The 26,014-nt window shown below is 69.0% G+C and carries 24 protein-coding genes; 13 read left to right on the forward strand and 11 right to left on the reverse strand.

All coding sequences use genetic code 11. The features are described 5' to 3' along the window. Positions 1–17: 17 nt before the first annotated feature. Together cydC and cydD are read right to left on the reverse strand one after the other, a co-directional pair. Positions 18–1,679, reverse strand: a complete 1,662-nt coding sequence (gene cydC, locus AC3ENO_RS02070; RefSeq protein WP_434968945.1) for a thiol reductant ABC exporter subunit CydC — start codon at positions 1,677–1,679, stop codon at positions 18–20. Next, complete coding sequence (gene cydD / locus AC3ENO_RS02075; RefSeq protein ID WP_434968946.1) at positions 1,676–3,376, reverse strand: thiol reductant ABC exporter subunit CydD; 1,701 nt, start codon at positions 3,374–3,376, stop codon at positions 1,676–1,678. Before cydD ends, cydC begins: the two co-directional genes overlap by 4 nt. A 184-nt stretch (positions 3,377–3,560) precedes the next feature. On the opposite strand from cydD, the gene AC3ENO_RS02080 reads away from it, so the two are divergent. Genes AC3ENO_RS02080 through AC3ENO_RS02095 form a run of 4 tightly spaced genes read left to right on the forward strand, consistent with a single transcriptional unit; the run spans position 3,561 to position 6,692 of the window. Beyond that, entirely contained in the window at positions 3,561–3,953 is a 393-nt protein-coding gene (locus AC3ENO_RS02080; protein ID WP_434968948.1) for a TOBE domain-containing protein, read from the forward strand. Further along, positions 3,953–4,744 (forward strand): molybdate ABC transporter substrate-binding protein, encoded by a 792-nt coding sequence (modA, locus tag AC3ENO_RS02085; RefSeq protein ID WP_434968949.1) that lies wholly within the window; start codon positions 3,953–3,955, stop codon positions 4,742–4,744. The genes AC3ENO_RS02080 and modA overlap by 1 nt, the downstream gene beginning before the upstream one ends. 17 nt (positions 4,745–4,761) lie before the next feature. After that, a complete protein-coding gene (locus AC3ENO_RS02090) occupies positions 4,762–5,580 on the forward strand; it encodes an ABC transporter permease (RefSeq protein WP_434968950.1) in 819 nt (272 codons plus the stop codon). Continuing rightward, the gene (locus tag AC3ENO_RS02095; protein WP_434968951.1) at positions 5,577–6,692 is read left to right on the forward strand and encodes a sulfate/molybdate ABC transporter ATP-binding protein; all 1,116 of its coding nucleotides are present in this window, start codon (positions 5,577–5,579) and stop codon (positions 6,690–6,692) included. Before AC3ENO_RS02090 ends, AC3ENO_RS02095 begins: the two co-directional genes overlap by 4 nt. A gap of 18 nt (positions 6,693–6,710) precedes the next feature. Here the strand turns inward: AC3ENO_RS02095 and cydB are convergent, their stop codons facing one another. The 3 genes from cydB to AC3ENO_RS02110 all read right to left on the reverse strand — a co-directional run bounded on the left by cydB (position 6,711) and on the right by AC3ENO_RS02110 (position 10,078). Next, the gene (gene cydB / locus AC3ENO_RS02100; protein WP_363495584.1) at positions 6,711–7,742 is read right to left on the reverse strand and encodes a cytochrome d ubiquinol oxidase subunit II; all 1,032 of its coding nucleotides are present in this window, start codon (positions 7,740–7,742) and stop codon (positions 6,711–6,713) included. A gap of 12 nt (positions 7,743–7,754) precedes the next feature. Next, on the reverse strand, positions 7,755–9,197 hold the full coding sequence (locus tag AC3ENO_RS02105) for a cytochrome ubiquinol oxidase subunit I (RefSeq protein ID WP_363495805.1): 1,443 nt from the start codon (positions 9,195–9,197) through the stop codon (positions 7,755–7,757). A 236-nt stretch (positions 9,198–9,433) separates the two neighbouring features. Then, positions 9,434–10,078 (reverse strand): helix-turn-helix transcriptional regulator, encoded by a 645-nt coding sequence (locus tag AC3ENO_RS02110; protein WP_434968952.1) that lies wholly within the window; start codon positions 10,076–10,078, stop codon positions 9,434–9,436. Between the two features lie 89 nt (positions 10,079–10,167). Between AC3ENO_RS02110 and AC3ENO_RS02115 the strand changes: the two genes are divergently transcribed. From AC3ENO_RS02115 to gnd, 7 genes are all read left to right on the forward strand, one after another. Beyond that, positions 10,168–10,776 carry a hypothetical protein gene (locus AC3ENO_RS02115; protein ID WP_434968953.1) on the forward strand — a complete coding sequence of 203 codons (609 nt, stop codon included), beginning with the start codon at positions 10,168–10,170 and terminating at the stop codon, positions 10,774–10,776. Between the two features lie 78 nt (positions 10,777–10,854). Then, positions 10,855–11,529 (forward strand): copper resistance CopC family protein, encoded by a 675-nt coding sequence (locus AC3ENO_RS02120; protein WP_434968954.1) that lies wholly within the window; start codon positions 10,855–10,857, stop codon positions 11,527–11,529. An 11-nt stretch (positions 11,530–11,540) separates the two neighbouring features. Then, the gene (locus AC3ENO_RS02125) at positions 11,541–12,095 is read left to right on the forward strand and encodes a copper chaperone PCu(A)C (RefSeq protein WP_434968955.1); all 555 of its coding nucleotides are present in this window, start codon (positions 11,541–11,543) and stop codon (positions 12,093–12,095) included. Continuing rightward, positions 12,095–13,324 carry a Dyp-type peroxidase gene (locus AC3ENO_RS02130; protein WP_434968956.1) on the forward strand — a complete coding sequence of 410 codons (1,230 nt, stop codon included), beginning with the start codon at positions 12,095–12,097 and terminating at the stop codon, positions 13,322–13,324. Before AC3ENO_RS02125 ends, AC3ENO_RS02130 begins: the two co-directional genes overlap by 1 nt. Before the next feature lie 70 nt (positions 13,325–13,394). After that, positions 13,395–13,745 carry a hypothetical protein gene (locus AC3ENO_RS02135; RefSeq protein ID WP_434968957.1) on the forward strand — a complete coding sequence of 117 codons (351 nt, stop codon included), beginning with the start codon at positions 13,395–13,397 and terminating at the stop codon, positions 13,743–13,745. A 6-nt stretch (positions 13,746–13,751) separates the two neighbouring features. Next, the gene (locus AC3ENO_RS02140) at positions 13,752–14,747 is read left to right on the forward strand and encodes a TIGR00341 family protein (protein ID WP_434968958.1); all 996 of its coding nucleotides are present in this window, start codon (positions 13,752–13,754) and stop codon (positions 14,745–14,747) included. A 170-nt stretch (positions 14,748–14,917) separates the two neighbouring features. Continuing rightward, positions 14,918–15,976: a phosphogluconate dehydrogenase (NAD(+)-dependent, decarboxylating) gene (gnd, locus tag AC3ENO_RS02145; protein WP_434968959.1), complete on the forward strand. Its 1,059-nt coding sequence runs from the start codon at positions 14,918–14,920 to the stop codon at positions 15,974–15,976. On the opposite strand, the gene AC3ENO_RS02150 is transcribed toward gnd, so the two are convergent. From AC3ENO_RS02150 to AC3ENO_RS02175, 6 genes are all read right to left on the reverse strand, one after another. Beyond that, positions 15,964–17,370, reverse strand: a complete 1,407-nt coding sequence (locus AC3ENO_RS02150) for a sensor histidine kinase (protein WP_434968960.1) — start codon at positions 17,368–17,370, stop codon at positions 15,964–15,966. The two genes, gnd and AC3ENO_RS02150, sit on opposite strands and share 13 nt — an antisense overlap. Beyond that, complete coding sequence (locus AC3ENO_RS02155; RefSeq protein ID WP_434968961.1) at positions 17,342–18,037, reverse strand: response regulator transcription factor; 696 nt, start codon at positions 18,035–18,037, stop codon at positions 17,342–17,344. Before AC3ENO_RS02155 ends, AC3ENO_RS02150 begins: the two co-directional genes overlap by 29 nt. Positions 18,038–18,041: 4 nt before the next feature. Next, entirely contained in the window at positions 18,042–19,949 is a 1,908-nt protein-coding gene (locus AC3ENO_RS02160; RefSeq protein WP_434968962.1) for a YhgE/Pip domain-containing protein, read from the reverse strand. Beyond that, entirely contained in the window at positions 19,946–22,705 is a 2,760-nt protein-coding gene (locus AC3ENO_RS02165; protein ID WP_434968963.1) for an MMPL family transporter, read from the reverse strand. The genes AC3ENO_RS02160 and AC3ENO_RS02165 overlap by 4 nt, the downstream gene beginning before the upstream one ends. A gap of 94 nt (positions 22,706–22,799) precedes the next feature. Continuing rightward, positions 22,800–23,417, reverse strand: a complete 618-nt coding sequence (locus AC3ENO_RS02170; RefSeq protein WP_434968964.1) for a hypothetical protein — start codon at positions 23,415–23,417, stop codon at positions 22,800–22,802. A gap of 63 nt (positions 23,418–23,480) precedes the next feature. Continuing rightward, the gene (locus AC3ENO_RS02175) at positions 23,481–24,548 is read right to left on the reverse strand and encodes an SLAC1 family transporter (protein ID WP_434968965.1); all 1,068 of its coding nucleotides are present in this window, start codon (positions 24,546–24,548) and stop codon (positions 23,481–23,483) included. 78 nt (positions 24,549–24,626) lie between these two features. On the opposite strand from AC3ENO_RS02175, the gene AC3ENO_RS02180 reads away from it, so the two are divergent. Together AC3ENO_RS02180 and AC3ENO_RS02185 are read left to right on the forward strand one after the other, a co-directional pair. Beyond that, entirely contained in the window at positions 24,627–25,526 is a 900-nt protein-coding gene (locus AC3ENO_RS02180) for a multidrug DMT transporter permease (protein WP_434968966.1), read from the forward strand. A gap of 61 nt (positions 25,527–25,587) precedes the next feature. Further along, positions 25,588–26,004 carry a GNAT family N-acetyltransferase gene (locus AC3ENO_RS02185; protein ID WP_434968967.1) on the forward strand — a complete coding sequence of 139 codons (417 nt, stop codon included), beginning with the start codon at positions 25,588–25,590 and terminating at the stop codon, positions 26,002–26,004. The last annotated feature ends 10 nt before the right edge of the window (positions 26,005–26,014 follow it).

Here is a 26,014-nt window from a genome sequence, read left to right on the forward strand (position 1 = left end):
TCCGATCGTGCCCCGGGCTAGACCAGAGCCCCTCGATCGAGCCGCACGACGCGGTCGACCAGGCCCTCCGGCACCGTGACGTGGGAGATCAGGATGAGGCACTGGTGCGGTTCGACCGCCGACAGCAGGTCGGTGAGCAGGGCGTCGGATGCCGCGGGGTCCACTCCCGCCGTGGGCTCGTCGAGCACGAGGACGGGGAACCCGTGCAGCAGAGCGCGGGCCAGTGCGATGCGCTGCGCCTGTCCGCCGGATACCAGCTGTCCGCGTTCACCGACGCGCGCATCCAGCCCGCCGCGTTCGCGTAGCCAGGGGCCGAGCCCGACCCGCTCGAGGGCGGCCTCGAGCTCCGCATCCGTGGCGTCCTCCCGCGCAAAGAGCAGGTTCTGTCGGATGTCCTCGTCGAAGAGCATGGGGTTCTGCTCGCACAGTCCGACGGTGCGGCGCAGGTCGTCGGAGGCGATGGCATGCGCATCCGTCTCGCCGATGCGGTACTCGCCGTCGCTGTCGAGGAAACGGACCAGTGCGTGCGCGAGCGTGGACTTGCCCGAGCCGGAGGATCCGACCACCAGGAGGCGCTCGCCGGCACGGATCTCGAGCGTGATCTGGCGCAGCGCGGCCGTGTCGGTGTGGGGCCAGGTCGCGGACAGATCCCGCAGGACGATGCCCTTACCGAGCGCGGGCCCGGTCCCGGTCGCTTCCGGTTCGTCACGGACGATACCCGCGGGAGGCTCGGCGGGAAGCGAGTCGGCGATGCGCTCTGCGGACGCGCGGACCTGTCGCCACGCTGCCGCCGCGAGCGGAACTGCGGCGAACACCTCGAAGACCGCCATCGGTACGAGGACGGCGACGGCCAGATTCGGCCCGCTGAGTGTTCCTGCCGCTGCCGCAGGAGCTGTGACGAGAATCGCCGCGAGCGACGCGGCGCCGGCCAGCAGCGACACGATGCCGGCTGTCCCGGCCTGCGCGCCGGCGCGGCGGATCACGGCGCGGCGCAGCAGCCGGTCGGCCTCACGGATCCGGGCTCGACTCTCGTCCACGGCGCCATAGGCCAGGAGCACGTCCAGGCTGCCGACGTGGTCGAGGAGGGCATCGGCCAATCGCGCGCGCAGCGGCGCGATCGCGCGTTCTGCGCGGGCGCCAGCGACCCAGCCCCAGCCGACCGCCGCGACCGCGGCCACCGCGAGGCAGGCCAGCAGAGTGAGTCCCGCGGGCCACGAGATGAGCATCACGAGGATGACGGCCGCCAGCGCGACGGTGGCCGATGCGACCAACGGCTGGACCACCCGCAGCGGCAGGTTCTGGAGATCGTCGACGTCGTCCACGAGCGCGCCGAGGACGGAGCCGCGTCGTGTGCGGGTGAGGCCGTCGGGAGCGAGCGGGATGAGGCGGCGCACCATATCGGTGCGGGTCGCGGCGAGCTGACGCAGTGCGGCGTCGTGGCCGGCCAGCCGGTCGAGGTAGCGGAACACCGAGCGGGTCAGGGCGAAGAAACGCACGCCGACGACGGCGACGGAGATGTAGAGGACCGGCACCATTTCGCTCGAGCGGACGATGAGCCACGCGCTGGTCGCGAGCAATCCGATGGCCGACGCCTCGGAGATGAAGGCGGATGCTGCGCCCGGCCAGAACCGGCGGGCGGGCGGCATGGCACCGCGGAGAACGTCGCGTGCCGTCGTCATGCGATCACCTCGCTCGGGATGAGGCCGACGACCTCATCCGCGATCCGGCGCGCGCTCTCGCGGTGCGACACGAGGAGGACTGCGGCGCCGGCGTCCGCCAGCGCCCGAACGGATGCCCACAGTCGCGCCTCCGTCTGGGCATCGAGTGCCGCGCTGGGCTCATCGAGGGCGATCACCGGCGCGGCGCCGCGCAGGTGGCGGTAGAACGCCCGTGCCACCGCGACTCGCTGGGCCTGACCGCCGGACAGTCCTGCCCCCTGCACTCCGAGCTCGAGGCCCGGCGAGATCTCCTCTGCGCACGCGAGTTCCAGGGACCTCTCGATCAGCGTGGGGTCGGGGGCGCTGTCGCCGAGAGCGACGTTGTCGGCGACGGTGGCCGACACCAGTCCGGCGTTCTGACCTGCCCAGGCAAGCCACTGCGCCGCGGGGAGATCGCGAACGTCCACGCCGTCGATCCGCGCGATGCCGTCGAACGAGGCTGCGCCGCGCAGGGCGGCCAGGATGCTGGATTTGCCCGCTCCGCTCGGTCCCTCCAAGAGCACCACACGCCGCGGCGCGACCGCGAACGACACGGGGGGCAGCACACGCTCGCCGCGCCGCACCCGCAGCTCACGAACCTCCAGCACTCCCACGGGCGGAGGCGATGTCACGGGAGCTGCCGCCGAGTCCGCCACGGATGCCGCGGCATCCAGCACCGTGAAGATGTCGTCTGTCGCGGCGACGCCTTCTGCTGCCGCGTGGAACTGGACCCCCACCTGGCGCAGGGGGAGATACGCCTCCGGGGCCAGGAGCAGGACGAACAGGCCCACCGCGAGGGTGAGTGAGCCGTCGAGGAGCCGGAACCCGATCGTGACCGCCACGATCGCAACGGCGATGGAAGCGAGGAACTCAAGCATGAAACCCGAGAGGAACGACACGCGCAGGACCTTCATCGTCTCGCGCCGGTACCTCGTCGTGACGCCCTCAATCGAGTCGGCGGCGCGGTACTGGCGCCCGAACACTTTGAGCGTGGACAAGCCTTGCACGGTGTCACTGAATCGCGCGGCGAGGTGCCCGAGCGTTCGCCACTGTCGCTGCTGCACAGCGCGCGTGGCCAGTCCGATGAGCACCATGAAGACGGGGATGAGGGGGAGCGTCAGCAGAACGGTCAGTCCGCTCAGCCAGTCCTGCCACCACATGATCGCCACGAGGATCGGTGTGGCGATCGCGGTCAGCACGAGTTGTGGCAGATAACGGCCGAAGTAGGCGTCGAGGGCGTCCAGACCACGACCTGCGGTCACGGCGAGTTGAGCGGTGTTGCGTGTCGAGAGCCACTCGGGACCGAGCTTGCCGACGGCCTCGATGAGGTGTGCGCGCAGTTCGCTCTCGACCCGAGCGGCGGCGCGGGACGAGGCGGCCTCACGCGCCCACATGAGCATCGCCCGGATGACGATCGTCGCGCCGAGCGCGGCGAGCGCGGGCGCGAGGTCGGTCAGCGGTTGTCCGTCGATGGCTCCCACGATGCCGGCAGTGAGGAACCACGCGAAGGAGATGATCGTGAGCGTCTGTGCGAGTCCGATGAGACCGATCAGTGCGAAGAACCCGCGCGAGCTGGCGGCGTAGCGCAGCAGTCGTGGATCGACCGGGCGCTGACGCGGCGCCCTCGGCACCGCCGCGGCATCCGGCTGCGGCGGTGCGGCATCCGGCTGAGAGGGCATTCTTCGAGTCTGCCCCATGATCCGCCGGCTCTGCCTCGCTGACGCCGTGCCAAAGGTCCCGTGCTCAGCGCTCGTGGAAGCGGGAGTCTTGCGAGCGCTGATGCGGGGGGAATGGGAAGAGAGGCCCGCATGTGCGTTCCCAGGGGACGAAAGTCACCGAGGATGCGGATGTTACGATCGTCCCGTGCGCACCTACCGGGTCTCCGAAGCCGCCCGGCTTCTCGGTGTCAGCGACGACACCGTCCGGCGGTGGATCGATAACGGCGTGCTTGCGACAACCGGCGATGCTCCGACGGCGATCGCGGGCGACGCCCTCGCGCGGCGCGCAGTGGAGATCGCGCAGGCCGGCGGCGACCCCCGCGACGTCCTCTCCAGCGCCCGAAACCGTTTCGTGGGGTTGGTCACGAGGATCCAGGTGGACGGTGTGATGGCGCAGGTCGACATCCAGTCCGGCCCCCACCGGGTCGTTTCGCTCATGTCGGCCGAGGCCGTGCACGAGCTCGGCCTCGAGGTCGGTGCGCTTGCCACGGCGGTCGTCAAAGCGACGACGGTCATCGTCGAGACCCCGAGAAGCTGATGCCGCCTGCTCGTGGCGCCCGCCCGTTCACTCTCGCGCTCAGTGCCGTGCTGCTCCTCGCGGCCGGCGGGTGTGCGGCGCCGGGTCAGGGCACGCGCTCGGGGGAGCCCGGTGAGCGAGCGGACCACCTCACGGTTGCCGCAGCCGCGTCCCTGCAGGGGGCCTTCGATGAGATCGCGCGACGCTTCGAGGCGGACAACCCCGGCATCGCTGTGTCCCCGATCATCTACGACGGCTCATCGACCCTCGCCACCCAGATCGTCGAGGGCGCGCCGGTCGACGTGTTCGCGTCGGCCAACGATGCGACGATGGCCCGAGTCGCGGACGCCGGACTCGCCGCCGCCCCCGAGCCGTTCGCGTCGAACACCCTCGTCCTGGTCGTTCCCGCCGGCAACCCGGGTGGGGTCACTGGTCTCTCGGACCTCGCGTCGCCCGATCTGGCTGTCGTCCTGTGCGCGAGCGAGGTGCCGTGCGGCGCCGCGTCCGAGGCCCTTCTTCGCAACGCGGGGGTGACCGTCACGCCGGCGAGTTTCGAGCAGAACGTCACCGCCGTGGTCACCAAGGTGGCAGCGGGAGAGGCGGACGCGGGGGTGGTCTACGCGACGGATGCCGCCGGCCGAGGCGACGTCGATGCGATCGTACCGTCGGGAGCCGGCGCCGTCGTCAACCGATATTGGATCGCGCCGCTTGCCGATGCCGGGGCTCCCGACGCCGCGACGGCCTTCGTCGCCTACGTGCGGGGCCCGGCGGGGCAGCGCATCCTCGCGACCGCGGGATTCGGTAGCCCGTGACCGGCGTGACGGGAAGCGTGGGCAGCTCGGACAGCGCATCGACACGATCCTGGCTCGCGCCACGGACTCTGCTGGTGCCCGCGGTCGTCGGACTCCTGTTCCTCCTGCTCCCCCTGGCTGCGCTGGTGGCGCGCGTGCAGTGGACGACGTTCTGGCACGACATCACCTCGCCGCAGGCGCTCTCGGCCCTCGCCCTCTCTCTGGGGACCGGCGCCGCGGCAACCGGGCTGTGCCTCGTGCTCGGGGTCCCCCTCGCGATCCTGATCGCCCGTTCGAGGTCCCGTGCCGCGGCGGCGATGCGGGCCCTCGTCACCATTCCGCTCGTGCTGCCTCCGATGGTGGGCGGTGTTGCGTTGCTGTACCTGTTCGGTCGAAACGGCTGGATCGGGGGCCCGCTGGCCGAGGCGGGCATCCCGCTGCCGTTCACCACACCGGCGGTCGTGATGGCTCAGACCTTTGTCGCGCTGCCCTTCCTCGTGCTCGCCGTCGAGGGAGCGCTGCGAACCACCGGTACCGCATTCGAGGAGACTGCCGCGGGACTCGGCGCCAGCCGGTGGACGATCCTGCGGCGCGTGACGTTGCCCCTTGCGGCCCCTGGCCTCGTCGCGGGCGTCGTCCTGAGCTTCGCGCGAGCGATCGGTGAGTTCGGTGCGACCGCATTGTTCGCCGGGAATGCTCCCGGCGTCACCCAGACGATGCCTCTTGCCATCTACACGGCGTTCAACGGGGCGGGGGTGGCGCCGTCGACCGCCGTCGCCCTCTCGGTGCTGCTGCTGGCGACCGCGCTCATCGTGCTCGTGCTGGTTCGCGGGTGGCGTGCGGGAGGTGTGCGATGACTGCGCACGGTGCGGTGGCCGCCGGGATCGTCGTCGACCGTGCCGGTTTCCGGCTGGATGTCGCCCTGGAGGTCGCGCCGGGGGAGCGGGTGGCTGTCATGGGGCCCAGCGGCGCCGGGAAATCGACGCTCCTGAGCACACTCGCCGGCTTCACGCGCCTGGATGCCGGCAGCATCCGTCTGGGCGCCCGCGCTCTTGCCGCGTCCGGTCGCCCCGCCCTGCACGTCGCCCCCATGGAGCGCGGTGCCGTGCTGCTAGGGCAGGACCCGCTGCTGTTTCCGCACCTCACAGTTGCGCAGAACATCGCGTTCGGCCTTCGAGCGCGGGGCCGATCGCGGCCGGCGGCCGCGGACGTGGCGCGCGCATGGCTCGATCGGGTGGGAATGGCCGGCCTCGGGGACCGCCGCCCTGCAGAGCTCTCCGGTGGTCAGCAGCAGCGCGTCGCGCTGGCACGCGCTCTCGTGATCGGCCCCGAGCTCGTGCTGCTCGATGAGCCGCTGTCATCGCTGGATGCCGAGACCGTGGCCGACATCCGCGCTCTGCTGGCCGAGCACCTGATCGGCACGACGATCCTCGTCACACACGACGCGGTCGACGCCGCCGCGCTCGCCGATCGGCTCGTGATCATCGAGGGAGGCCGCGTCACACAGGACGGCCCGGTGCGCGAGGTTCTGCAGTCACCGGCGACGGGCTTTGCGGCAGCGCTTGCGGGCGTCGTGCGCGTCGAGGGCACCGCGCGGGAAGGGGTGTGGCGGGCCGGGCCTATCCGAATCCCGGCGCCCGGGCTCCGGGGACCCGCGGCCGCGGTCTTCCGTCCTGACGCGGCGACGATCGAGCTTGTCGACCGCCCCTCGACTCCGGTCGCCGCCATCCGGGATGCGGAGGGCTCCCGTGCCGTGTCGTGGGTGGCCCGGATCGTCCGTCTGGACCAGGGGACGGGCTCGATACGGGTGCAGACCGACGCCGTCGGATCGCAGACCGCTGCGGCCGGGTCGGGCGTGCGGGTCGCGGTCGACGTGCCGTGGGATGCCTACGATCCTGCACGACTGAAGCCGGGGGCCGCCGTCCGTGTGACGGTGACCCCCGGCTCCGTGAGGTTTCTGCCCGGCTGACCCAACCCGGGCTCGTTCTCAGTGGTCGACGAGTTCGGCCTTCTCGATCCGCGAGCGCGTCACGCGCTTGCGGAACACCCAGTAGGTCCAGCCCTGGTAGGCAAGGACAAGGGGCAGGAAGATCAGCGCCGCCCACGACATGATCGTGAGGGTGTAGTCGGTGCTCGAGGCGTTCTCGATCGTCAGGCTGAACGCGACATCCGTCGACGAACGCATGACGTTCGGGAACATCGACATCCACAGTGTCAGCACGGCGAACGCGACGGTGAAGATTCCCGCTGTGAACGCCCAGCCCTCGCGCTCCTTCGTGTGGAAGAACATCGACAGCAGCAGGGCGACTGCTGCCAGGGCCGCAGCTGCGATCACAAGCGGCAGGAGCGGCGCTTCGTGAGCTGCAGCGATGAAGATCGTCCAGATGAGGAACGCTGCAGCGACCACAACGGTGATGAACCCGACCCGGGTCGCGAGGCGCTTGGCGTCCTGGTGCACCTGACCGTCGGTCTTGAGGCCGATGAAGTACAGGCCGTGCAGGAAGAGCACCAGCACGAGGGTGATCCCACCGAGCAGTCCGTACGGGTTGAGAAGCGTCAGCAGCGACCCGGTGTACTCGTGGTTCTCATCCAGCGGAACACCTTGCACGAGGTTGGCGACAGCGACCCCCCACAGCAGCGCCGGGAGCACCGACCCGATGACGATCATCGTGTCGAAGCCCTTCTTCCACCGCAGGCCCTCGCGCTGGTGCCGGTACTCGAACGAGACACCGCGCAGGATGAGGGCGAGCAGGATCAACAGCAGCGCCAGGTAGAACCCGCTGAACAGCGACGCGTACCACTCGGGGTAGGCCGCGAACAGGCAGGCGCCGGCGACGATGAGCCAGGTTTCGTTGAAGTCCCAGACGGGACCGATCGTGTTGATGATCTGACGCTTGCCGACCTCGTCCTTGCCGAGGAAGGGGAGCGACATTCCTACGCCGAAGTCGAAGCCGTCGAGCACGAAGTAGCCGACGAACAGAACTCCGACGATCCAGAACCAGAGGTATGCGAGATCCATGATGATCAGCTCCTAGTAGACCGTCGTCGGGGTATCTTCGCGGGAGGTCGGTTCGGCATCCGCGCTGCCCGGCTCGGGGAGCGGATCCGGTCCCTTGTGCACCGTCTTGAGGATCAGGCCGAACTCGACCACCGCAAGCGATGCGTAGATCGCGGTGAAAGCGACCAGCGAAATCAGTACCGACCAGCCGGGGACACTCGGTGAGACGCCGTCTTCGGTCAGCATCAGGCTGAACACGATCCACGGCTGACGCCCCATTTCGGTGAAGACCCAGCCGACGAGCGAGGCCACCAGCGCGATGGGAGCCGTCCAGATCGCGACGCTCCACGCCCACCGGGGCACCTCGCGCTTGGCGTTCTTGCGGGTCAGCCACAGGCCCACGATCGCGATGAAGGTCGCGAGGAAGCCGAGGCCCATCATCCAGCGGAACGACCAGTACGTGATCCACAGGACCGGGTTGAAGACGCCGTCCACCTGCGCGGCAAGGTCCGGCCACTGCGCGGCGTACTGCGCGTTCAGATCGTTGATGCCTTCGACGCATCCGTCGAGGGTGTGGGTCGACAGCAGCGACAGCAGGTAGGGCACCCGGATGGACCAGATCTCGCCAGTCCCATCGGGCGTTCCGATCGAGAAGATCGAGAAGGATGCGTCAGCACCACACGCCGAGTTGAACAGCGCTTCGGCGGCTGCCATCTTCATCGGCTGGGTGGAGACCATCACGAGTCCGAGCTGATCACCGGCCAGGAACGTCCCCGCGAAGGCGACGATCATGCCCCACAGGCCGAACTTCAGTGCCGGTCGCATCATCTCGATGTTGCGACCGCGAGCCAGGTGCCAGGCGGCCGCGGCGATCACGACACCCGACGAGAACATGAACGCGGCGAAGATCGTGTGGGGGAACGCCGCCAGAGCGATCGGGTTGAAGACGACCTCGAGGAAGTTGTTCATCTCCGCGCGGCTGCCGTCTTCGGCCATCTGGTAGCCGACCGGGTTCTGCATGAACGCGTTGGCCGCGATGATGATGTACGCCGACAGGAGCGCGCCGATCGAGGCGATCCAGATGGATGCCAGGTGCAGTCCCTTCGGGAGCTTGTCCCACCCGAAGATCCACAGGCCGATGAAGGTCGCCTCGAAGAAGAAGGCCATGAGTCCTTCGAAGGCCAGCGGTGCGCCGAAGACGTCACCGACGAATCGCGAGTAGGAAGACCAGTTCATCCCGAACTGGAATTCCTGCACGATGCCGGTCACGACGCCCATCGCGAAGTTGATCAGGAAGATCTTCCCGAAGAACCGGGTCAGGTGCAGCCACTTCAGGTTTCCGGTGCGATACCACGCGGTCTGGAAGATCGCGACGGTGACCGACATGCCCAGCGTCAGCGGCACGAACAGGAAGTGGTACAGCGTCGTGAGACCGAACTGCCATCGGGCTAGCAGCAGCGGATCGAGCAGATCCATGATCATTTCCCCCCACATCGAGGTTGTCTACTGGTGGTCACGCTACTCCCGGCGCCATCAGGTCGGATGAAAGTTGGGGCCGTGAATAAGCCCCACGGGGTTCCGCCTGCGGTCCGGTTGTGCAACATCGATCACCTCCGCCACGCCACGTGCCTGGCGCCATCACGGTACCGCGGCGGTCGGGGCGATCGGGGGGACCTTGGTCCATGTGCGCCGGCGAATCACTGCGCAGCTGATCAGCTCGCGACGAGTTCCGCGGTGCGCGACGCGCTCGCGGCAAGAAGCTTCACAACACAGCGTTCCGGATGCCGAGACGCTGCCATGCAGTCGACCCGCAGGGGGCCCCCGGCCTGGGAGAGCACGCTGTCCATCAACCCCAGGTGCACCGCGCACAGGGTCTCCCGGTCGCGCGCGCTAGCCGAGGCATGGGGGCACGGGGAGAGGTCAACGGTCAGAGTCGACTCATCGACGATTGGGTCGAATCCGGCATCCCCGAGGTCCTCCACCAGTGCGTCAAGTTGGTGGACGGCATCCGTCGGCAGGTCATCGACATCGGTCCACGGCATGACGCGACGCATGAGGTCGCCGCGGCGGGCGGCGGCCGCTGCTTTGTGGCGGGCGACGGGGCTGGTGGAGTCGCGGTCGCGCCCGGTAGCGGCTGAGTAAAGCACCCGCGGCCGTCCGCGCGTGGTGCGGTGCTCGGTCTCGGCGACGACGTAGCCGCCGTCGACCAGGCGCTGAAGGTGCTCACGGACGGTATTGGCGTGCAGGCCCGTCGCCTCGCAGAGCTCCGTCACGGTACGCTCGGGTCGCTCCTGCAGCAGAAAGAGGATGCGGACACGGGAGAAGCTCGAGATCGCACTGTAGGTGACGCGGGTCATAGCAGGATTATGAGTCGCGAATCCGGTCGCCCAACCGGGAATAAGGTCCCATGCGCGGCGGACGGCTCGATCTTTGCGACAATGGGTGCATGTCCCGATCGCGATCCACCCGCGTCATCCGCGCGTGGGTCGCCGCATCGATCGCGACATTCGTCGCCCTGTTCTGGCACGTCGCAGCGGGCGGGGCCATGCCTCACTGGCTGGGAATCGCGGTGCCGTGGGTGCTCTCACTTGCGGTGTGCACCGTCTTGGTGGGCCGAGCGCTTTCGCTGCTGCGGCTGAGCGTTGCGGTGGTCCTGAGTCAGCTCCTGTTCCACCTGCTGTTCGTGCTCGGCGCCGGGGGCGGTGCGACTGCTGCGACAGCCCCGACCGGGCACGTCCACGGCGTGCCTGCGCTCGATCTGTCGACGGGAGCCACGGCCACCACGACGGACCTGTCGATGTGGCTCGCACACGTTGTCGCTGCTGCACTGACGGTTGCGGCCCTCTACCGGGGTGAGCGGCTCGTCATCCGTCTCGGCGCCCTTGCCCGCCAGATCCTCGCGTGGATGCGCCGTCGCCTTCTCCTCGGCGAGGTCCAGCTTCCCGCGGTCGCTGAGCGACCCGGGCTCGTGTGTGCCCCGGCGGCACCGATGCGTTCGGCTCGCGTTGTCTCGTTTGTCCGCAGACGCGGCCCGCCCCTGTCTTTCGTGGTCTGACTCTCTGTCTCGACTCCCGCGGCCGCCGATTCGGCGCCGGGGGAGGCGCATCGACGTTCACTCACGAAAGGCGTTTTCATGTCGTTGTCTCTTCGCGCGCGCGCCGGAGCCGTCGCGGCGTCGGTCGCAGCGGCCACCATCGCGCTGTCTCTCGTAGCCGCGCCCGCTTGGGCGCACGACGAGCTCATCGAGAGCTCTCCGCAGCAGAACGAACAGCTGACGGTGGCCCCGACCAGCGTGGAACTCACGTTCTCAGCCGAGGTCATGCAGGTCGGAGCGGTTGTGAACGTTGTGGATGAGCGGGAAAAGGACGACCCAGAGGCAACGAACTGGGTCGCCGGCGATATCCAGATCGACTTCGACACCCTGACGGTGGCCCTCGACGAGGGGATGCCGAACGGGGCATATGAAGTTCGCTGGCGGGTCGTCTCGTCGGACGGGCATCCGATCGCCGGTCTCGTCCCCTTCACGGTGGATGATCCGGCGGCGGCATCCCCGGCGCAGACGACCGCACCGAGCGCTGTGAGTTCACCCACGCCGACAGCAGATCAGACCACCGGTGGTCCGTCCGATGACGCGACCACCGCGCCGCTGGACTCGGCGGCAGAGGACGGCGGCATCCCGCGCGCCGTTCTGATCGGCGCGATCGGGGCAGCATCTGCGCTCGCCCTGTTCGGGCTGGTCCTCTTCTTCCTTCGCGGCCGCGCCAGGCGCGCCCGCCGGGGCTCCGATGAGGAGCCCCCGAAGCCCTGAAAGGGAAACCTGTGAACACCCGTATTTCCACTCAAGTCGGCATCCTTCTGGTTGCAGCAGCACTCGGACTCGCCGGCTGCGCATCTGGCAGCACCAGCATCCCGGTTACGACCGAAGCCGACTCCGTCACCATCACGGATGCCTGGGTCAAGGCTGCCGACAGCGGCATGTCGGCGGCCTTCGGAGTCCTCGAGAACTCCGGCGAGACCGACGCCACGATCGTCTCGGTCAGCTCCGACGCGTCCTCGATGATGGAGCTGCACGAGGTCGTCGATGACGGCGCCGGCAGCATGGTCATGCAAGAAAAGGACGGCGGCTTCGTTGTTCCTGCCGGCGGCAGCCTGACGCTCGAGCCCGGCGGTTACCACTTCATGCTCATGGACCTCACTGCTCCGCTCGTGGCCGGAGAGGAAGCGACATTCACCGTCACGTTCGAAGACGGGTCGACGATGGAGTTCGTAGCACCGGTGAAGGACTTCACGGGCGCTAACGAGAACTACAACGACGGTGGCATGGACATGGGAGACGACCACTCCGGCATGGACATGGGCGGCGACGACCAGTAATGACTGCCGATCGGAATCCCTCCGATCGCCCCGGGTCGACCCGGCGACAGTTCCTCGTAGGGGGAGCTGTCGCCGGCGTCGGCGCGGCCGCGGCGATCGGCATCGACCTCGCCCTGACCTCCGGCACGGACGCGCCGGCACCCGCGGCATCCGGTTCGACTCCGCAAGACGGCGCCGAGATCGTTCCCTTTTACGGCGCCCACCAGGCGGGGATCGATACCGCGGCCCAGACCTACGGAACCTTTGTCGCACTCGACCTGCTACCGGAGGTGCAGCGCGAGGCTCAACGGCGCATGATGAAAGTCCTCACCGACGATGCGGCCCGTCTGACGCGTGGCGAGCCGGCGCTGGCCGACTCGGAGCCCGAACTGGCGGTCGCGCGGGCCCGTCTGACCGTCACCTTCGGGTTCGGCCCCGAGTTCGTCGCGCGGGCGGGAGGGGCTGGGCCGGCCTGGCTGAAGCCGCTTCCCGCGTTCTCGATCGACAGACTCGAGCCGGCCTACACCGGCGGTGACCTGCTCATCCAGATCGCGGCCGACGACCCCCTCGTCGTCGCACACGCGACCCGGATGCTGCTGAAGGACTCGCGCTCGTTCACGACGGTGCGCTGGGTGCAGCGAGGCTTCCGCCGCTCCGCGGGGGCCTATCCGGAGCGGAGCATGAGGAACCTCTTCGGGCAGGTCGATGGCACGGTGAACCCGGTGGCGGGAACGCCGGACTTCGACGCGGTCGTCTGGAGCTCGGAAGGATGGCTGGCGGGCGGAACAGGAATGGTCGTGCGCCGCATCCGGATGACCCTCGACACGTGGGACAAACTCGACAGGTCGGCGCGGGAGCAATCCGTGGGTCGGACGCTCTCGAACGGCGCGCCGCTGACGGGAACGCTCGAGACGGACGATCCGGACTTCGAGGCGCGCAACGCCCTGGGCTTCCCCGTGATCCCGGAGTTCTCGCACATTCGCCGCGCGCACAGCGGCAACCCGACCGAGCGGATCCTGCGCCGACCGTACAACTACGACGACGCCCCGCCCGAGGGTGCGCTGTCGGACTCGGGGCTCATCTTCGTCGCATTCCAGGCGGACATCGATGCCCAGTTCGTTCCGATGCAGCAGCGGCTTGCCGACCTCGACCTGCTCAACGAGTGGACGGTCCCGATCGGCTCCGCGGTGTTCGCCGTGCCACCGGGGTGTGCGGAGGGCGGCTTCGTGGGGGAGACTCTCCTCGCCTAGCGTCGCGCCCGCTACAGTGATGCCGACGGGACGGATGCCGCGCCGGGCGGCCGCCCCGCTGGGAGGAATCATGGCGGGTAGACGACCCTTCGGAGTCACCCTGGTGGCGATCATCGCCTGGGTCACGGGTGCGCTGCAGATCATCGCGGGAGTGCTCCTGATGATCGGTGGAGAGATCGCGTACGGCATCATCGCGATGCTCATCGGATTCATCACGATCCTCGTGAGCCTGGGACTGTTCGGAGGAAGCAACGGTGCCCGCATCCTGACCTCCGTCGTCTTCATCCTGAACATCGCCGGTTCGGTCTACCTCATGATCACCGAGCCCTCCCAGCTGTGGACTGCCGTGGGATCGGCGGTGCTGCCCCTGATCGGTCTGCTTCTGCTGTTCACCTCCCGAGCCAACAGCTTCTTCCGCTGAGCCGCCGTGTCGCGCCTCACGGAAGCGCTCATTCCGCCGTCGCAGCGGCTGTCGGCCGAGGAGTTGCATGACGCACTCAACCTCGGTGCAGGCGAGGTGGGTCGAAAGCGGTCGGCCTTCCTCATCATGCTCGTGCTCTCGGCGATCATCGCCGCGGCAGGCGTTCTCGGCGACTCGACGGCGACGGTCATCGGGGCCATGATCATCGCGCCGCTGGCGACGCCGATCCTGGGCATCGCGCTCGGCATCGTCGTCGGGCAGTTGCGTCTGGTTGTGACCTCGCTCCTCTGGGTCGCGATCGGCGTGGTCGTCGTGATCGCGATCGGTGCGATGTTCGCCGTGTTCGTCGCCGATCCGTCCGCGCTGGAGACCAACTCGCAGATCACCGGACGGACCTCGCCCGGGCTGCTCGATCTGGCAGCGGCGCTTGCGACCGGTACGGCCGGGGCCTTTGCGATGTCTCGGCGTGATCTCAGCACGGTACTGCCCGGTGTCGCGATCGCGATCTCACTCGTGCCGCCGCTGGGCGTCGTGGGGGTGTGCGCCGGCGTCGGTGAGTGGGATGCGGCGACGGGTGCGCTGTGGCTCTTCCTCTCGAACGTCGTCGCACTGATCATCGCCGGCAGCGTCGTGTTCACCCTCGCCGGCTATGCCCGCGAGCCGAGCTCGCTTCCGACCGCGCGTCGCCGCCGCGCCTACGTCATCGTGGGCATCGCCGCCGTGATCGTCGTGATCCCGCTCGCTTTCAACACGGCGGTCTCCTTCGCGCTGACCTCCTGGGGCCTGACGATCAGGAACGCCGCGCAGGAGTGGGTCAGCTCCGATCCTTCGGCATCCGTCGCCGGCGTCCACTGGGTCGGAGTCAACGCCACCATCGATGTCGTGACCGAGGACGGAGACATCCCGGACCCCGACGATCTGGCCGCCTCGCTCGATGGGCTGCCGGACTTCGTGGGGGTTTCGGTGCGGGTGCAGACCGAGGCGGAATACCCGATTCGCTGATCGGGAGCGCGAGATCCGGATGCGGGACGCCGCGCGGACGACGCCCGGTGCTGCCGCGATCAGGAGGGTCGGGAAAATCTCCGCTCACACGGCCCCGATGGCTCTCTAGACTTCCACTGAGGGCCGCAGCGACGGGCCAGGTCAACGCACCGATGAACAGGGGATCTCTCATGCAGCTCGGAATGGTCGGACTCGGACGAATGGGCGCGAACATCGTGCGCCGCCTCATGAAGGACGGGCACGAATGCGTCGTGTACGACGTCAACCCGGATGCCGTCGCAACGCTGGCGGGGGAGGGGGCGACCGGTGCCTCATCGTTCGCCGACATGGCGAGCAAGCTCGAGGCTCCGCGTGCAATCTGGCTCATGATCCCCGCAGGCCTGACCGGTGAGGTCGTCGACCAGGTCGCCGAGGTGCTCGAACCCGGTGACATCATCATCGACGGCGGCAACTCGAACTACCGCGACGACGTCCGCCGCGCCGCGAAGCTCAAGCCGAAGGGCATCCATTACGTGGATGCTGGCACCAGCGGTGGCGTGTTCGGCCTCGAGCGCGGCTACTGCCTCATGGTCGGCGGTCCGAACGAGGCGTTCGACCGCATCGAGCCGATCCTCAAGACCATCGCGCCGGGCAAGGGCGACATCGAGCGCACGCCCGGGCGCACCGGAGACTACGCGCCGGAGGAGCTCGGCTACCTGCACTGCGGTCCCTCGGGCGCCGGTCACTTCGTCAAGATGGTCCACAACGGCATCGAGTACGGGATCATGGCGGCGCTCGCGGAGGGGATGAACATCCTCAAGAACGCCGACGCGGGTGTGCGCGAAGCCGAGCACTCGGCAGAGATCGCGCCGCTGGAAGAGCCCGAGTTCTACCAGTTCACGATCGACACCCCGAAGGTCGCCGAGCTGTGGCGGCGCGGATCGGTGATCTCATCGTGGCTGCTGGATCTGACGGCGGCCGCGCTCGAGGAGAACCCGACGCTCGACGGACTGGCCGGTCGCGTGTCCGACTCCGGCGAGGGTCGCTGGACTGTCAAGGCTGCTGTTGACACCGGAGTTCCCGCTCCCGTGCTTTCGGCCGCACTGTTCGAGAGGTTCGCCTCTCGCGACGAGGACCACTACGCCAATCAGTTGTTGTCGGCGATGCGGCTGCAGTTCGGCGGACACCACGAGCTTCCCGCTGGAGACATGCTCGAAGCCGGCGCTCGCAAGGCCGATCAGGGAAGCTGAGCGTCCAGGGCGGGCAGGTTCGCCTCGAAGGTCGTGCCCTCACCGGGCGCGCTCGTGACCCGGAGGATGCCGCCGTGCGCGCTCACGAGCGCGTGAGCGATCGCCAATCCGAGCCCCGAGCCTGCCGCGTGCCGAGAGTTCTGGCCGCGCCAGAATCGTTCGAACACATGCGGAAGCTGGTCCGACGGGATGCCGGGGCCCGTGTCGTGCACCGTCAGGACGACCCGGTCGGCCACGACGGCGGCGCTCACGGTCACCTCGGCATCCGGCGGCGTGTGCTGCAGCGCATTGCCGACGAGGTTTCGCACGACCTGCGTGAGGCGCGGCTCGTCGCCGAGCACGGGGGCAGGCCCGGTGCCGAGGACGGTGATGCGCCGCTCCGGATGCAGCACGCGCGCATCGGCGACCACCTCGGCGACGACATCCGCGAGGTCGACCGGCGTGTTCTCGAGCGGACGCCCGGTGTCGGTGCGTGCGAGCAGGGACAGCTCGTCGGCCAAGAGCCGCATCCGTCCGAGCTGCCGCTCCACGCGGCTCATCGCCTCCGCCAGCGCGTCCGGATCGTTCAGGCCGCCCCGCAGGTATAGCTCGACCCAGCCGCTGGCCGTGGTCAGGGGCGTGCGCAGCTCGTGTGAGGCGTCAGCGACGAAGGAGCGCATGCGGTTCTCGGCATCCTCCTGGACGTCGAAGGCCAGGTTGACGGTGCTGGCCATACGCGCGATCGCGGGATCCTCACCGGCCTCGACGGGCAGGCGCAGCGTGCGGTCCCCTTCCGCAATGCGCTCGGCATGTTCGGCCATCGCGGTGAGCGGGCGCAGGCCGCGTCCGACCACGATCGCCGCCGCGACGATGAGGATGATGGTCGTCGCGAGGGAGGTCACCGACAGCGCGGTGATCAGCAGCACACCGTTCGCCTCGCGGTCGGCGGTGCGCACGACGAGCACGGCCGAGGTCACGGGAACCTCCGTGCCCTCCTCGCGGAACGAGACCGACAGTCCTGTCGTGTCGATCGTTTCGGCGAGATACCGACCGTCGATGTCGGTCGGTTCGTCGTCGGCGCGAGTCACGACGGTCGCGACGTCCTCCTCGGGGATGCCGGCAGCCGCGAGAACCGCCTGATCGGCCAGGAGGATGATCCCGAGCGAGTCGGCCGCGATCTGTTGGACCGTGTCCTCGGAGATGACGGCGCCGCCGGTGGCAGTGAGCCCCGCCGCCATCCGCTGTGCCGTGTTCTCCAGCTGAGCGAGGTCGCGCTGGCTCAGCAGTGGGAAGATCGCAAGCGACGCGACGACAGCGCCGCCCAGCACGACGGCGACCATGACGACGGCGAGGGTGAGGGTCAGTCGCGCTCGAATCGATCGCACCTCAGCGGCCCGCATCCGTGCGAAGGACATACCCGAAGCCGCGCACCGTCTCGATCAGCGGTTCACCGTGCGCGTCGAGCTTGCGACGCAGGCTCGAGATGAACCGCTCGACGACGTTCGCTTCGCCGCCGAAGTCGTACATCCAGACTTCCCGCAGGATCCGACTCTTCGACAAGACACGGTCGGGGTTGTCCATCAGCATGCGCAGGAGTCGGAACTCCGTCGGCGACAGGTCGATGCGTGCCCCGGCCCGCTCGACGAGATGGCGGTGCTCGTCCAGCACGAGGTCTGCCACGCGGATCGCGGCGTCCTCGGTCCCCGCCTCGCTCGCGACGGTGCGACGGAGGAGCGTCTCGATGCGGGCGACCACCTCGACGGCGCTGAAGGGCTTGGTGACATAGTCGTCGCCGCCCAGGCGCAGCCCGCGCACGCGGTCCTCGACGGCGTCGCGGGCGGAGAGGAACAGCACGGGGAGAGTCGCGTCGCGTCGGCGGATCAACTGCACGACCTCGAACCCGTCGACACCCGGCATCGTCACATCGAGCACGACCGCATCGGGCTGCGCCGAGGCGAGCGCCGCGATGGCATCGGCGCCGGTCGCTGCCTGAGTGACCTCGAAGCCGCTGAAGCGCAGCGTCGAGTCCAACATCGCGCGGATCTCGTCATCGTCGTCGACCACGAGGATGCGGGCGCTCATGTCGTCATCCTGCCACGGGCTGCACTGCGACAGCCCCGCCGGCGACCGTGATGGCGCTCCGGTGGCTGCCCGTGAGGGCTCGCCGGCGACGGATGCCCCACCTCACGCCCGCGGCGCCGAGGACGCTCCACACCAGCAGCACCGTGATGGCGCTGAGCGCCGAAGACCCGTCGGGGTCGCCGGCAAGACTTGCCGCCAGCGACGCGAACGCGGTCCCGGGAAGCAGCTGGTTGAGCGTCCCGAACACCGGGGGAGCGGTCTGCAGCGGAAGCACGGCGGAACTTGCAGCCTGGGCGGCGGTGAGGATGCCGAACCCGATGAGTCCCCACCGGCCCCAGGCAGCTTCGAGTGCCGAGAGCAGCAGGGCGAAGCATCCGGCTGCCAGAAGTGCGACGCCGGTGAAGCCCACCGCGGCGTTCAGCGGAAGACCGAACATCCCGATCACGCCCACGGTCACGAGAGCGTGGACGGCCGCGATCGCCAGTCGGGGGCGAAGCAGCAGCCCCGAGAGCCTGCCGGTGGAGGCCGGGGAATCCAGGGATGCGCGCGAGTACACGCGCCTGCCGGCAACGAGGGTGGCAAGCGACCCGAGCCACAGCACGAGCGCAGCGATGGTCGCGGCGAGCCATCCGTCCGCGGAGGTCGTCTCGTCTGTGGCGACAGTGACGGGGGTGGTGACGACCTCAGCCAGGGTCTCTGCGTCTTCCTCGGAGGTTACGGGCACCTGGGCTGCGCCCTCGGCGAGCCCCTCGGCCAGGCTCTCGGTGCCGCCCGCCAGTTCCGTCGCGGCGCCCGCGAGGGTGTAGGCCCCTGCTGCCAGCTGGGTGGCTCCCGAGGCGGCGGACGAGACGCCGTCCGCCGCCTGGGTCGCCCCGTCCGCGACCTGGGCGGCGCCATCGGCGAGCTGGGTCGCTCCCGTGGCAAGCTGCGAGGCTCCCGACGCGACGGATGCCGCCGCGCTCGCGGTGCCTGCAGCTCCGCTCGCGGTCTGCGCAGCTGAGCTCGCGAGGGTCGCAGCTGCCTGCGCGCTCGCTGACAGCGACGCGCAGAATTGCGGGGAACTCGACACGGCAGGGCAGCTCGCGGCAAGAGCCGTCATGCTCGACGACAGTTGCTGAGCGCCCCCGGCGACTCCCGACGCCGCTGCGCTGACGCTGCTCGAGCCTGACGACAGTTGAGACGCGCCGCCCGCCAGCTGACCGGCCGAGGACGCGAGAGTCGAGGATGCCGAGGCGATCTGCTCTGTCCCGGTGGCAAGTCCCTGGGTGCCGGTGGCAGCCTGCGAGAGACCGCTCGCCAGTTGTGCGCTCGAATCGGCGAGGGTCGCGGTGCCGTCGGCAAGCTGCCCCGCCCCGGAGGCGAGCTGCTCGGCGCCGTCGGCGGCGTCGGTCAGCGACTGCGCGACGCTGTTCATCCCGGTGATGGTCTGGGTGACGAAGGCGTCAGTGACCTGTGCTCCCAGCGCCTGGGTCGCGGCTTCCGTGACGGCCTGCGCCGCCAGCGCTCCGACGGCCGATGCCGCCGGATTGGTCTCGAGAGTCACCTCGGCGCTGACCGGCGCGTCGGTGCCTACCGACAGGACCGACTGCGAGAAGTCCTCGGGAATGGTCAGGACCGCGTAGTACTCGCCCGCGGCAAGGCCGGCGGCGGCATCCTCGGCGCTGGTGAGCGTCCAGCCGAGCCCGAACGTGTCATCCTCCGGGTGGACGAGCGCGCTGGACAGGGCCCGCCCGGCGGCCATCGGGGTGTCACCGGTGACGATCTCATCGTCGTTGACGATCGCCACCGGGACATCTCCCACGCGATCCGCGCGGTCGGTGACACTCCAGCTCAGGAGCGCTGCAGCTCCGAGCGGAATGACCAGTGCGGCGATGAGAAACAGGGTGAGGGCGCGGGGGCGTGACGCGCTCATGCGGGGGCTCCGATCGAGGCGAGAGGGGCGGATGCTGTCAGGGCTGCGGGTGCGACGGTGAACATGACGACCGTGGCGCCGGCGCTGCGAAGCGTCTCGGCGAGGCCTCGGTCATCGCATCCGGGAAGGAAGACGATCTGCGCTCCGCAGGCCAGGGCGACGGCGGCCGCGAGCTGTCGCCGAGCTGGCAACTCGAGGCGCGTGATCGGGATGTCTGTGGCGGGCGCCAGGTTCCTAGCACGCGCCAGGCGCGCAGCGCGGTCTTGCCGTCGTCCCCCGATGGTGTCGAGCGTCGCGGCGATGTAGTCGGCAACCGTCCCGTCGCGGGGGCTCACGTCATCGGCCGTCACGATAGCCGTCGCGCGACGAACCGTCTCTGCCCGCTCGGGAAGAACCTGACCGTTCACGGCGAGTGTTCCCGAGACCGGTCGGGTTCTGCCGGCGAGGACGTGCGCGAGGGTCATCTCATCGACGCCGTCAGGAACGGGGATGCTCGCTATCTCGTCGGTCCCGATCGCGAGGGTGAGGGGAGCGGCGCCGGGATCGACGATGAGCTCATGCGCGCTGATCGCCAGTGCGCTGCGTCCGCTCTCATCCAGCGCCACCTGACGCGCGAGGGCGTCCCCCTCGATGTCGACGGCGGGGAGGATGCGCTCCAGCCAGGCGGGCAGCCACCAGGCGCGATCGCCGAGCAACGTCATGACGGCGGGAACCAGCGTCATCCGCACCAGGAAGGCGTCGACGAACACGCCGACCGCCAGGCCGAACGCGATGGGTTTGATCGTCGCGCTTCCCGCAGGGATGAACGCCACGAACACCGCGATCATGATCAGCGCAGCTGCCGTGACCACGGGGGCGGAGTGCCTGAACCCGCTCATGACGGCCCCGCGGGCATCACGTGTGTGGCTGTAGTCCTCGCGCATCCGGCTCACGAGGAACATCTCGTAGTCCATCGCGAGGCCGAACAGGACGCCCATCACGAGGATCGGCAGGAAGCTCACGAGCGGGCCCGGAAGAGAGTCGCCGAGGATGGCGGGGAACCAGCCCCACTGGAAGACCGCGACGATCGCCCCGAACGCTGCGCCGACCGACAGGAGGAACCCGACGGTGGCCTTGATGGGCACCCAGATCGAACGGAAGACGATCATCAGCAGCACGATCGACAGCCCCGCAACGGTGAGGGCGAACGGCAGCAGGGCTGCGGCCAGACGCTCGGACGTGTCGATGTTGATGGCCGTGGTTCCGGTCACCCGAATGTCGCTGACCCCGTACTGCTCCTCCAGGCCCGGGGCGCGCTCGCGCAGCTCATGGACGAGATCCGTCGTGGCCGGATCGTTCTGCCCACCCTCGGGAATGACGCGCAGCAGTCCCGTGTCGGCGCCGGCATTCGGCGATGCGACCGGGACCGCCGATACCCCGGGGATCTGCGCGATCGCTGCTGACAGATCATCCATCGTCTCGACGGGGTCGGTGGACTCGAGGATGTCGACGGTCACGAGCAGGGGGGCGTTCCAGCCGGGGCCAAAGGTCTCGGCCACAGCATCGAAGTGATCGCGGCTGTCCGTACCGACCGGCTTGGTGCTGGCATCCGGCAGCGCGAGCGCCATCTGGGTTGCGGGCAGCGCGAGTGCGCCGACGCCGACAACGACGAGCACGATGGTCAGCGCGGGAACCCGGGTCACGATCCGCACCCATCGGCTCGAGAACCCGGTGCGCCCGCTCGGTGGCGGGGAGGCCGAACGCCGGCGAGCGCGCCGAGGGCGGGGGGTGAGTCGTGTGCCGGCGAGCAGCGCGAGTGCCGGTAGCAGCGTCAGGGCGACGAGCACGGCTGTTGCTACCGCGAGCGATCCGCCGAAGGCCATAACGGTGAGCACAGGGATCCCGACCACCGAGAGCCCCAGGAGCGAGACGATCACCGTGAGTCCCGCGAACACCACGGCACCGCCCGCGGTCCCCAGTGCGCGCGACATCGCCTCGCGCGGCTCGAGTCCGGCCGCCAGCTCCTGCCGATGCCTGGACAGGATGAACAGGGAGTAGTCGATCGCGACGGCCAGCCCCAGCATCGTCGAAAAGGACGGGGTCGCCGTCGATATATCGGCGACGTGGGACGCCAGGCCCAGGATGCTGATCGTCGCCCCCACGCCTGCGATGGCAGCCACGATCGGCATCCCTGCAGCCAGGAACGACCCGAACGTCACGAACAGGACCAGAAGCGCGACGACGATGCCGATGACCTCCGACAGGTGCGACATCTCGGGGTTACCTTCGCCGTAGGCGGAGCCTCCGATGGTCGAGGTCACGCCGGCTTCATCGACAATGGCTGCCTCGTACACGGCATCCAGTGCGTCGTCACTGGGCTTCTCGTCCTCGAACTGCACGGTCGCAAGCGCCGCATCGCCGTTCTCGTCGATCTGCAGACGGTCCATGCTGCTGACGTTCGCGACGCCGGGAATCGTCTCGATCTCGGCCAGGGTGTCTTCGATGACCGCCGTGGCACCGGCATCCTCAATGGACCCGGAATCCGTGCGGAAGAGCAGCTGCGCACTCGCGCCCGCCGCCGATGAGCCGAAGCGCTCCTCCAGGACGCTCTGCCCGACCTCCGACTCGGTGCCGGGAACGGAGAAGTTGTCGGCGTAGGCGGTTCCGGCGACGCGGCTGGCCCCGAGGAGGGCGAGAATGACGACCAGCCAGCCGATGATGACAAGCAGGCGGTGGCGGGCGACCAGGTGGCCGAGCCGGTGAAGGGCGAGTGACATGGGGGCCTTCCGGGGTGAGCGGATGCGATGGTCACTAGTCGATCTGGTCGACCTGACCGCCCGAGCTCGCCGAACCTGACGGGAAGCTGACGGTTCAGCCGATACAGCCGTTCAGGGGTCCGGCAAGACCCCGCGCGCCGGATGCCGAAGCAGGCGCCGTCGCTGAGAGAACCAACTCGTCCTCGGCCAGCGACACGGAGGTCACGGCGATCGCGTCCGGAGTACTGGGCAGCGCGATCCCGTCGATCAGAGCGGCAGGGGCGGCCTCGCCAGCGCGCGAGAGCAGTGCCGGAGGGACCTCGAACCCTGCGACGGTGACCGCGGCGGGACCGAGCCGCCAGCCGTCGGGTGTCTGCTCGGGCTGGAAGCTGATCGTGGCGGGGAACGTCGTGCCCTGGTAGGGCATCTCTACCGCTATCGACAGTGCCGTCGAGTCGATTCGTGCCTCGACCGGAGTATCGAACCGGCAGGCGGCCAACGTTGCGACCGCGGCGCTGTCGATTCCGACGCGAAGGTCCACGCGACCGGTGAGCACTTGCACGATCGCCGGCGTCGCGCCGGAGGACACTGACACTCCCTCGACGGCGAGATCTGCTGTGGTCGACTCGAGTCGTGCGTCCAGGTTCGCACGCACAACCAGCTCAGCACCGACCGCGCCGCCGACGACGACGGTGGCGCCGACGGCGAGAGAAATCCAGGCCCGTTTCTTCACTCCCTCATCACAACGCCGCCACCTGCCGCTCCGCACACCGCGTGCTGACAGGACGCTGACGGTTCAGCGTCGCCACACGGAGCCGTCGATGGCGCCGCGGATCGTCTTGTACCCGAGCCAGACGATCAGGAGCAGCAGCGCGATCCACAGCGAAACCGCGACGGGTGTGAGCCACGCAATTCTCCACAGTCGACCGAGTTCCAGGGCGAGGGTGGCAAAGGCCGCGGTCGGGAAGCCGAAGCCCCACCAGCCGATGTGGAAGTGCAGGCTCCGACGCTCTCGGAAGAGCACGCGGAGCGCGAGCAGCATCCACCACACAGCGAATGCCCACATGACGCTCGCAAGCGCCACGGCGATTGCCGTCAGGCCGCTCATCGCTGCCACAGCGGATCCCATCCGGGCAAGGGCGATCACGCCCAGGCCTCCTGCTCCGAGCGGCGCCAGCCACACCCACCAGCTGGGCGCGAGATGCGGGGGAGGCGGAGCTGCCAGAAGCAGACGGCTGCCGATGATCGCAGCCAGGAGCAGGAAGAGCCCGAATCCGATTCCCCATCCGGCGAGCGCTGCGAAAGCCCACTGCGCCGGATCGCCCCCCAGCCCCAGCGCCACGGCGCGAACCAGGATGCTCGGCACGAGGACCAGGGGGACGACCGGGACGAACCAGTTGCCCGACATCGCCGCGAGCGGAACATCGGCGATGCCGATGACTCGCGAATAGAACATGTAGCCGACCGCAAGGGTGCCCAGCAGCCCGGGGATGAAGAGGGTCATCCCCGTGCCGAGCGCGACCGTCGCGTCCACGCCGCCGGAGATGCCGGCTTCGAGGGTCGCGAGCGCGAGAACCAGGAGCCCTGCCGGCCACGACGCGATCATCGCACCGATCCCGGGATTGTCGAGGTCGGCCCGGAACGCCGACGGATGCCGCGCGAGCCGCGCCAGCGAGACGACCGTCACTCCCGCGCCGGCGAGCGCCGCGAGCACGAGGAGAACGAGACCCGCCGCGGTGTCGGCATCCGTCGCGGCCAGGGGATCGCGGAAAGCGAGCAGGGAAGCCCCGGCGAGGGTCATCAGTGCAGCGCCCCAAGCCGGGTGGAAGGTTGCGAGGCGGCTGTTCGATCGGACGGTGCTCATGAGAAGAACTATACCCCTGGGGGTATTACCATCGGATAGCCTGGGCGCCAGGCGCACGCCGATACACCGGGGGACCGCATGGAGTTGAGTTCGTTTCCGATCATCGGCATCGCGCTCGCCGTGTTGTCAGCAGCGCTCTTGACCGTCGGTAACCACCTGCAGTCGGTGGGAGTCGAGCGCGCAAGCGGCGGTAGTTCCACGGGACTGGGAGCGTCGGGCTTCTGGGCACTTGCCAGAACGCCGGTCTGGCTTCTCGGCTCTGTGCTCTTCGGGCTCGCGATCCTCGCGCAGCTCACCGCGCTCGCGTTCGCGCCCCTCATCGTCGTGCAGCCCGTCGGTGTCATCGCGCTGGTGTTCGCATCCGCCCTCACCGCGGTGGTCACCCGCCGCCGGCCCAGCGGCGCCGAGATCGTCGCGATCCTCGTCGCTGTCGCCAGTCTCGCCGCCTTTGTCGGGGTCGCCGCGGCCGTCAGCGTGCAGACGACGATCACCGATCGTGAGCTGATCCTGATCCTGATCATCCTGCTCGTCGTTCTCGCGGTCACCTTCGCGGTGCTTGCTCTGCTGCGCCGGCGCGGCATCCCTCCCGTCGTCTACGTTGTGCTCGGTGGCTTGTTCGCGGGATTCGTCGCGACCCTCGGCAAGACCGTCATCCTGCGTGTGCAAACCGCCTGGGCATCCCAGGACTTCAGCGTCGATGACACCAACCTCCTGACGATCGCGTGCCTCGTCGGGATCGCGGTGGCCGGGGCCCTCTCGATCTACTTCGTGCAGACGGCGCACACCGTCAACACACCTCAGACCGTCGTGGCGGGCCTCACGATCGTCGATCCGTTCATCGCCGTCATCCTGGGGATCACCGTGCTCGGTGAAGCGGTCGGGGCGCCGCTGTGGAGCTTCGGAGTGTTCGCGGTAGCCGGAGCCGGCGCGATGTGGGCTGTCTGGCGGCTCGCCTCGATCACGCAGCCGGCGCGATGACCAGTGCCCGGGTCGCGGGCTGACCGGCGACCGGGCGAACCGGCTCGGCGAGAATATCCCCATGCCCGCATACGAGTTCTCCGCCGACCCGCGCCGCGTCGATCGGGCCACCGTTCACCACTGGCTGAGTGAACTGTCGTACTGGGCGCGTGGGCGCACGCGCGAGCAGCAGGATGCCGCGATCGAGGGCTCCCGCAACTATGGCGTCTACGACAGCCAGAGCGGTGCGCAGCTGGCATACGCGCGGATCGTGACCGACGGCGCGACCTTTGCCTGGCTCTGCGATGTCTTCGTGTCGCCCGACGCCCGAGGCCGGGGCATCGGTAAGGCTCTCATGGCGGGGGTTGTCGCGGACGTCGAACCGCTCGGCGTGCGCCGCGTCATGCTCGCCACCGCTGACGCGCACGGACTGTATGCGCAGTTCGGATTCGAGGGCGTGCGCGCCCCGGAGAAGTACATGGTTCTCGGGGCCCACTGAGTCGGCGGAA

Source organism: Microbacterium sp. bgisy207, from assembly GCF_057706855.1.

Coding starts and splice junctions, on each gene's coding strand:
- AC3ENO_RS02105 (WP_363495805.1), bottom strand. CDS start 9,197: ATGGATCTGCTCGATCCGCTGCTGCTAGCCCGATGGCAGTTCGGTCTC.
- gnd (WP_434968959.1), top strand. CDS start 14,918: ATGCAGCTCGGAATGGTCGGACTCGGACGAATGGGCGCGAACATCGTG.
- AC3ENO_RS02180 (WP_434968966.1), top strand. CDS start 24,627: ATGGAGTTGAGTTCGTTTCCGATCATCGGCATCGCGCTCGCCGTGTTG.
- AC3ENO_RS02110 (WP_434968952.1), bottom strand. CDS start 10,078: ATGACCCGCGTCACCTACAGTGCGATCTCGAGCTTCTCCCGTGTCCGC.
- cydB (WP_363495584.1), bottom strand. CDS start 7,742: ATGGATCTCGCATACCTCTGGTTCTGGATCGTCGGAGTTCTGTTCGTC.
- cydD (WP_434968946.1), bottom strand. CDS start 3,376: ATGCCCTCTCAGCCGGATGCCGCACCGCCGCAGCCGGATGCCGCGGCG.
- AC3ENO_RS02155 (WP_434968961.1), bottom strand. CDS start 18,037: ATGAGCGCCCGCATCCTCGTGGTCGACGACGATGACGAGATCCGCGCG.
- AC3ENO_RS02185 (WP_434968967.1), top strand. CDS start 25,588: ATGCCCGCATACGAGTTCTCCGCCGACCCGCGCCGCGTCGATCGGGCC.
- AC3ENO_RS02135 (WP_434968957.1), top strand. CDS start 13,395: ATGGCGGGTAGACGACCCTTCGGAGTCACCCTGGTGGCGATCATCGCC.
- AC3ENO_RS02120 (WP_434968954.1), top strand. CDS start 10,855: ATGTCGTTGTCTCTTCGCGCGCGCGCCGGAGCCGTCGCGGCGTCGGTC.
- AC3ENO_RS02115 (WP_434968953.1), top strand. CDS start 10,168: ATGTCCCGATCGCGATCCACCCGCGTCATCCGCGCGTGGGTCGCCGCA.
- modA (WP_434968949.1), top strand. CDS start 3,953: ATGCCGCCTGCTCGTGGCGCCCGCCCGTTCACTCTCGCGCTCAGTGCC.
- AC3ENO_RS02095 (WP_434968951.1), top strand. CDS start 5,577: ATGACTGCGCACGGTGCGGTGGCCGCCGGGATCGTCGTCGACCGTGCC.
- AC3ENO_RS02150 (WP_434968960.1), bottom strand. CDS start 17,370: ATGTCCTTCGCACGGATGCGGGCCGCTGAGGTGCGATCGATTCGAGCG.
- cydC (WP_434968945.1), bottom strand. CDS start 1,679: ATGACGACGGCACGCGACGTTCTCCGCGGTGCCATGCCGCCCGCCCGC.
- AC3ENO_RS02165 (WP_434968963.1), bottom strand. CDS start 22,705: ATGTCACTCGCCCTTCACCGGCTCGGCCACCTGGTCGCCCGCCACCGC.
- AC3ENO_RS02130 (WP_434968956.1), top strand. CDS start 12,095: ATGACTGCCGATCGGAATCCCTCCGATCGCCCCGGGTCGACCCGGCGA.
- AC3ENO_RS02160 (WP_434968962.1), bottom strand. CDS start 19,949: ATGAGCGCGTCACGCCCCCGCGCCCTCACCCTGTTTCTCATCGCCGCA.
- AC3ENO_RS02175 (WP_434968965.1), bottom strand. CDS start 24,548: ATGAGCACCGTCCGATCGAACAGCCGCCTCGCAACCTTCCACCCGGCT.